Annotated in this window: 9 protein-coding genes; 6 read left to right on the top strand and 3 right to left on the bottom strand. The window is 70.6% G+C overall.

Annotation, left to right across the window (positions count from 1 at the left end; genetic code table 11):
- From V7793_RS30455 to ctaF, 5 genes are all read left to right on the top strand, one after another.
- Positions 1-320 (top strand): GvpL/GvpF family gas vesicle protein (locus V7793_RS30455; protein ID WP_336012560.1); only part of this gene is annotated, 320 nt, incomplete at its 5' end.
- Positions 317-502, top strand: coding sequence for a gas vesicle protein GvpJ (gene gvpJ, locus V7793_RS30450; protein WP_336012557.1), 186 nt, complete (start codon positions 317-319; stop codon positions 500-502). The genes V7793_RS30455 and gvpJ, both read left to right, overlap by 4 nt.
- Positions 499-777: a gas vesicle protein K gene (locus V7793_RS30445; RefSeq protein ID WP_336012554.1), complete on the top strand. Its 279-nt coding sequence runs from the start codon at positions 499-501 to the stop codon at positions 775-777. The genes gvpJ and V7793_RS30445 overlap by 4 nt, the downstream gene beginning before the upstream one ends.
- Before the next feature lie 105 nt (positions 778-882).
- Positions 883-2,565, top strand: coding sequence for an aa3-type cytochrome oxidase subunit I (gene ctaD, locus V7793_RS30440; protein ID WP_443058026.1), 1,683 nt, complete (start codon positions 883-885; stop codon positions 2,563-2,565).
- Complete coding sequence (gene ctaF / locus V7793_RS30435) at positions 2,562-2,951, top strand: aa3-type cytochrome oxidase subunit IV (protein WP_336012550.1); 390 nt, start codon at positions 2,562-2,564, stop codon at positions 2,949-2,951. The genes ctaD and ctaF overlap by 4 nt, the downstream gene beginning before the upstream one ends.
- On the opposite strand, the gene V7793_RS30430 is transcribed toward ctaF, so the two are convergent.
- A complete protein-coding gene (locus V7793_RS30430; RefSeq protein ID WP_336012547.1) occupies positions 2,948-3,856 on the bottom strand; it encodes a hypothetical protein in 909 nt (302 codons plus the stop codon). The genes ctaF and V7793_RS30430 overlap by 4 nt on opposite strands.
- A 125-nt stretch (positions 3,857-3,981) precedes the next feature.
- Here V7793_RS30430 and V7793_RS30425 point away from each other — a divergent pair, with 125 nt between their 5' ends.
- Positions 3,982-4,539, top strand: a complete 558-nt coding sequence (locus V7793_RS30425) for a TetR/AcrR family transcriptional regulator (RefSeq protein WP_336012544.1) — start codon at positions 3,982-3,984, stop codon at positions 4,537-4,539.
- Between the two features lie 18 nt (positions 4,540-4,557).
- On the opposite strand, the gene qcrB is transcribed toward V7793_RS30425, so the two are convergent.
- Complete coding sequence (gene qcrB / locus V7793_RS30420; protein ID WP_336012541.1) at positions 4,558-6,204, bottom strand: cytochrome bc1 complex cytochrome b subunit; 1,647 nt, start codon at positions 6,202-6,204, stop codon at positions 4,558-4,560.
- Positions 6,205-6,347: 143 nt separating this feature from the next.
- Positions 6,348-6,593 (bottom strand): hypothetical protein, encoded by a 246-nt coding sequence (locus V7793_RS30415; protein WP_336012538.1) that lies wholly within the window; start codon positions 6,591-6,593, stop codon positions 6,348-6,350.
- Between the last annotated feature and the right edge of the window lie 197 nt (positions 6,594-6,790).

Here is a 6,790-nt window from a genome sequence, read left to right as displayed (position 1 = left end):
AGGCGCGCGAGGAGGAGTGGCGGCACGTGGACGAGGCCGCGCGCGGCATCCACGCCGCCCTCGCCACCCTCGCGGAGGAGACCCGGCTCTACCCTCCGCAGAACCCCCGCCTCACCGGGCACCCGGGCCGCAACGTCCTCAACGCCGCCTACCTCGTGCCCCGCGAGCGCGGCCCCGCCTTCACCGCCGCCGTCGCCGGGCTGGCCGGCCGTGCGCCCCGGGACGGGCTGAGCGTGGAGCTGACCGGGCCGTGGGCGCCGTACTCCTTCGTCACGGGCGAGCCCTCGCGGGAACCCGCCCACGACGCGGGCACGCCGTGACCGGCGCCGGCGGCGGCCCCTTCGCCGAGCGGCGGCTGTCGCTGCTCGACCTCCTCGACCGGCTGCTGGCGGGCGGCGTCGTGCTGGCCGGGGACCTCACCCTGAGCATCGCCGACGTCGACCTCGTCCGCGTCGACCTGCGCGCCCTCATCAGCTCGGTCGAAGGGGAGGAGCAGCCATGACGACGCGCCGCCTGGAGCTCGACGAGGAGGCCGTCGAGCGCGACCTCGTCACGATCGTGCTGACCGTGGTGGAACTCCTGCGCCGGCTGATGGAGGCGCAGGCGCTGCGCCGGGTGGAGCTGGGCGGGCTGAGCGAGGAGCAGGAGGAGCGGCTCGGCCTCACGCTGATGCTGCTGGAGCGGCGCATGCGGGAGCTGTGCGCGCACTACGGCCTGGAGCTGCGGGACCTGAACCTCGACCTCGGCCCGCTGGGCTCCCTGCTGCCGCGCGAGTGAGCCGGCGACCCACCCGTCCGAATGGCCCATCCCTGGTTTGCGCGACGGCGGCCACGGCTACACACGTGGCGCCCGCCGCAACGGGCACGGGCCCACGGAGGGGCGATGCCGCAGCTGGAGCAGGAGAGACCCGAGGGGACGGCGGAGACCGCCGGCAGTCCGCACCTCCGGCTGGGCAACAGAATGCTCACCTACCTCACCACCACCGATCACAAGGTGATCGGAAACATGTATCTGGTGACCGCCTTCTGCTTCTTCCTGTTCGCCGGGCTGATGGCGATGGTGATGCGGGCGGAGCTGGCCCGGCCGGGGCTGCAGATCGTCAGCACCGCGCAGTACAACCAGCTGGTCACCATGCACGGCACCGTCATGATGCTGCTGTTCGCCACGCCCATGTTCGCCGGGTTCGCCAATGCCGTGATGCCCCTGCAGATCGGCTCCCCGGACGTGGCCTTCCCCCGCCTCAACGCGATGACCTTCTGGCTGTTCCTGCTCGGCGGCCTGATGGTCGTCTCCGGATTCGTCGTGCCCGGCGGGGCCGCGCCCTTCGGGTGGTTCGCCTACGCCCCGCTCAACAGCGCCGTCTTCTCGCCCGGCGCCGGCGGCGACCTGTGGGCGATGGGCCTGGTGGTCGCGGGCCTGAGCACCACCCTGGGCTCGGTGAACTTCATCGCCACCATCGTCTGCCTGCGCGCACCCGGCCTCACGATGTTCCGCATGCCGGTCTTCACCTGGAACATCCTCTTCACCTCGATCCTGGCGCTGCTCGCCTTCCCGGTGCTGACCGCGGCCCTGCTGGCCCTGGAGGCGGACCGGAAGTTCGGGGCGCACGTCTTCGACGCGGCCAACGGCGGCGCGGTGCTGTGGCAGCACCTGTTCTGGTTCTTCGGCCACCCCGAGGTCTACATCGTCGCCCTGCCGTTCTTCGGCGTGATCACCGAGATCATCCCGGTCTTCAGCCGCAAGCCGCTCTTCGGCTACGCGGGAATGGTCGGCGCGACCATCGCGATCACCATGCTCTCGGCCAGCGTGTGGGCGCACCACATGTTCGCGACCGGCGCCGTCCTGCTGCCGTTCTTCTCGCTGATGTCGTTCCTGATCGCCGTTCCCACGGGAGTGAAGTTCTTCAACTGGATCGGCACCATGTGGCGCGGCAGCATCTCCTTCGAGCCCCCCATGCTGTGGGCGGTCGGCTTCCTCGTCACCTTCCTCCTCGGCGGCCTCAGCGGCGTCCTCATCGCCTCCCCGCCGCTGGACTTCCACGTCACCGACACGTACTTCGTCGTCGCGCACCTGCACTACGTCCTCTTCGGCACGGTCGTCTTCGCCATGTTCGGCGGCTTCTACTTCTGGTGGCCCAAGTGGACGGGGCGGATGCTCGACGAGCGCCTCGGCAGGATCCACTTCTCCACCCTCTTCGCCGGCTTCCAGATCACCTTCCTGGTGCAGCACTGGCTCGGCGAGGAGGGCATGCCACGGCGCTACGCCGATTACCTGGCCGCCGACGGGTTCACGCTCATGAACACCGTCTCCTCCATCGGGTCCTTCCTGCTCGGCATCTCGACCCTGCCGTTCCTCTACAACGTGTGGCACACCGCACGCCACGCGCCGAAGGTCACCGTGGACGACCCCTGGGGCTTCGGCCGGTCCCTGGAGTGGGCCACCAGTTGCCCGCCGCCCCGCCACAACTTCCACGCCCTGCCGCGGGTGCGGTCCGACTCCCCCGCCTTCGACCTGCACCACCCCGAAGTCCTGGAGGCGGCGCCGACGAGGAGCATCCCGAAGTGAAGACAGAGGCGGTCCTCTTCGCCGGCGTCGCCGGCTTCTTCCTGGCCACCGGAGCCGTCTACGTCTGGCTCTCCGGCCGTGAGCCCGCGGGGACCGCGGCGCTGACGGTCTCCTTCGTCATGGCCTCGCTGATGGCCTTCTTCTTCACCATGAACTACCGCCGCCGGGGCGCCCGGCCGGAGGACCGGAAGAAGGCCGACATCGCCGAGCGGGCGGGCCCCCTGGACTTCTTCCCGCCGCGCAGCGCCTACCCGGCCCTGACCGCCCTGGGCGCCGCCCTCTCGGCGCTGGGCATCGTCTTCGGCCTGTGGCTGTTCATCATCGGCTTCGGCGTCCTGGCCGCGGGCGTGGGCGGGATGTCCTTCCAGTACGTCCAGCGCGACTAGGCGGGGTCCGGCTGCTCTTCGGCGACCGGGTTCCCCGGCCATGGCCGCGGATGTGCGCTCAGAGCGGTGAGAGCGGCGTTGAGGCCGAGGGACACCGGCCCGAACGGCGGCAGATCGGGTGCGACTCCGAGTGCCTTCGAGACGGTCCATGAGACCGCCAGGGCCGTCACGAGGACGGCGGCGTAGAAGAGGAGGAACCGGCCCGCTTCCGTGCCCGCCCGCAGCGACCACAGCACGGTCAGCGGGAGCGTCCAGAACAGCACGCAGCTGAAGAGCCACATCGCGTACAGGGTCAGTTTCGGGTCGAGGGCGGTGTCGCTGTCCAGCAAGTCGGCCGGCCAGGAGTCGAAGGTGCCGCTGACGGTGTGGAAGACCGCCATGAAGCCGGAGAAGGCGATCGCGAGCCCCAGCAGCACCAGCCGTCCGCGGCTGCGGCGGGCCTTCGGCGCCGGCCTGCCCGGGGGCCGGGCCGGCCGGGCCAGCCAGGCCAGGACCGCAACGGGAGCGTGCAGTGCCCACTCCGGCAGCGACAGGAGCCCGGATATGCCGTCGCCCGCCGGCCCGGTCGCCACGTACATCACCGCCTGTGCGCCGTTCAGCAGCGCGACGCAGCCGAGTGCCGGCCTGGTGACGGCAGCCGGCCGGTGCCGCAGGAGCACCAGGACGACCGGGTAGGTCCAGGCGATCGCCGACATGCCGTGCCACATCATCCGGAGCCCCTGCCGGGCCTCCGCGGCGGCGTCGCCGGCCATCAGCGCGTCGACGGTCGGGCCGGCCTGTACGAACGTGTGCAGCGCCGCGGTGACCGTCGCCACGGCCACGGCGGCCCACAGGGCCCACGGCCGCGCGACGGCCGCCGTCGCGGCGCCCGTATCGCGCGTCATGATTTTCGTCGAGGTGTTCATGCCGTACCTCCCGCCGTCGGGGAATCAGCCGTACCTGCCCGTGCGCTCTTCCATACAGCACTGTATGGAAGACGGTAGGATGATCCATACAGTGCTGTATAGATGCTGGAGAGGTGACCTGTCTCATGGCGGTGGCGCGTACCCCGCGCGGCAGTTGGATTGCCGCGGGCCTTCAGGCTCTGACCTCCGGCGGGGTGGAGGCGGTGCGGATCGAGTTGCTGGCCAAGGCGCTCGGCGTCACCCGGGGCGGCTTCTACTGGCACTTCGCCGACCGGCAGGCCCTGCTCGAGGAGATGCTCGACGCCTGGGAAGGGGACGCGACCACGGGGGTGATCGAGAAGGTCGAGGCCGCCGGCGGTGACGCGCGGACCAGGCTGCAGCGGCTGTTCGCCGTCGCCGCTTCCGGCGACGGCCTGCTCACCGACATCTTCACCGACTTCGCGATACGCGACTGGTCGCGGCGCGAGCCGGCCGTGGCGGAACGGCTGCGGCGCGTGGACAACCGGCGGATGGAGTACCTGCGCGAGCTGTTCGGCGAATTCTGCACCGATCCCGACGACGTCGAGGTCCGCTGCACGCTGTGCTTCATGGTGTGGATCGGCAACCGCCTCCTGGACCTTGACCACGGCGGACGCAGCCCGGCCGAGGTCATGGGGCTCATCCAGCGCCGGCTGCTGCAGTAGGGACGGCGCGCCCGGCGGCTACGTGCCCCGCTCGGCCGGTGCGTTCGGTCCCGCGGGCGGGGCGGGTTCGTCCGGCTCGACCGGGGCAGCGGTGCGTTCCTCGATCGCCCGCCGCTGCTCGGGCGTCACCGGGATCTCCACGCGGTCGCGGTAGTACCACGAGCTCAGGGCCAGCCGCAGCCGCTGCCTGCGGGGCAGCTCCCCCGCGGGGGCCGCGAGCGGCCGCGGGATCTCACGCACCATCAGGCGGTAGCCGCGGGTGGCGGACAGCGGCACGTGGCCCTCGCCCAGCCCGCCCTGGACGTCCTGCTCGATGTTCCCGCTCTCGTGGCCCTCCGTCAGCAGCGTGCGGTCGTGGGCCTGCAGGGCCAGGCACATCCGCCTGGTGACCCAGAAGGCCAGCACCGGACCCGCGACCACCGCGATGCGGAAGATCCAGGTCAGGGTGTTGACGGAGACCCGGAAGGAGAACGCGATCACGTCGTTCCCGCCGGCGGCCAGCAGCACGCTGTAGAAGACGATGCCGGCCACTCCGAGGGCGGTCCGGGCGGGCTGGTTGCGGGGCCGGTCGCTCAGGTGGTGCTCGCTGCGGTCGCCCGCCACCCACTTCTCGATGAAGGGGTACAGGTAGAGGCCCGTGAACAGCACACCCGGCAGGATGACCGCGGGGATGAGCACGTTCCACATGAAGGTGTGCCCCCACAGCACGGTCTCCCACGGGGGCATGATGCGCAGGGCCCCCTCCAGGAACCCCACGTACCAGTCGGGCTGGGCGTCCGTCGCCACCTGGTCGGCGCGGTAGGGGCCGTAGGCCCACACGGGGTTGACCTGCGCGAGCGCGCCGAGCGCGGTCAGCAGGCCGAACAGCATCAGGAACAGCCCCGAGGACTTGGTGGCGAACTGCGGGAACATGGGCGTCCCGACCGCGTTGCGGTTGGTCCGTCCGCGCTCCGCCCAGTGGGTGTGCTTGAGGTAGACCACCAGGAGCAGGTGCACGGTGATCAGGGCGATGAGCACGCCGGGCACGAAGAGCACGTGCACGACGTAGAGCCGGGGCATGATCACGTGTCCCGGGAACGGCCCGCGCCAGATGAACGAACTCAGGTATGTGCCCACGACCGGGATCGACAGCACGATGCTGTGGGCCGTCCGCAGCCCGGTCCCGGACAGCAGGTCGTCGGGCAGCGAGTAGCCGGCGAACCCTTCGAGGAGCGCGAGGACGAACAGTGTCAGCCCCACGATCCAGTTGATTTCCCGGGGCCTGCGGAAGGCGCCCGTGAAGAACACGCGCAGCATGTGCACGGCGATCGCTGCTACGAAGATCAGTGCGGCCCAGTGGTGGACCTGCCGCATCAGCAGCCCGCCGCGCACCTCGAAGCTCAGGTCGAGCGTCGAGAGGTAGGCCTGCGACATCCGCAGCCCCCGCAGCGGCTCGTAGGGCCCGGCGTACACGCTCTGCGTCATGCCCGGATCGAAGAAGAGCGTGAGGTAGGAGCCGGTGAGCACCAGGACGACGAAGCTGTAGAGGGCGAGCTCCCCCAGCAGGTACGACCAGTGGTCGGGGAACGCCTTGCGCAGCAGGGCCTTGGCCGCCTCGGCGGCCGGCAGCCGCCGGTCCAGCGCCACGAAGCCGGTCAGCGCCGCCTCCCGGACCTTCTCTTTCACCCGCCACGCTCCCTGTCGCCTCCGGCACCCGCTTCCGCGCACGGGACCGCGGCTGATGGGTAACCGGCGCGCCCGGAGCTCAACCGCATGACCGCCGGGTGTCACCCTGAGCGCGCGGGGGGAGGGAGGGACCGCGGAGGCCGCTACGCGGCGTTCTGGCGGGCCGGCGCCTTTTTGCGCCCCGTGTCGAGGACGGCCAGCACGCCGTACGCGAAGAGCGCCGCCGCGGTCGCCACGGCATAGCACCAGGGCGAGGGGAGGTAGTTCGCCGCGCGCAGAACCGTACCCCCGTCATCACTGACGAGCCGGTAGACGATCGACATCGGGCCCTCCCAGACACCCACGATGAGCACCACGATGGACAGGAGCCTGTACCAGCCCTCGTTCATTCCGCCTCCTCCGGCCGGAGTTCCGTTTCGGTGATACGACTGTATCAATGAAAAGAGGGAGAATGTCGGGTTTCGTCACGCATTTCAGTGAGCGGTAAGCTGTATTCGTGCGTGACGAAAATCAGGATCGGTGCCGCGTCTGCGCCGCGCCGCTCGCCGTGGCCGTGCGGGGCCGCCCGCCCGTCTACTGCTCGCGG

It is taken from the genome of Streptomyces sp. KLMMK (assembly GCF_036961605.1).
Lineage (GTDB): Bacteria > Actinomycetota > Actinomycetes > Streptomycetales > Streptomycetaceae > Streptomyces > Streptomyces telluris.
Note: the sequence above shows the minus strand (reverse complement) of the source record. Positions and strands in the feature narration are given on the sequence as shown.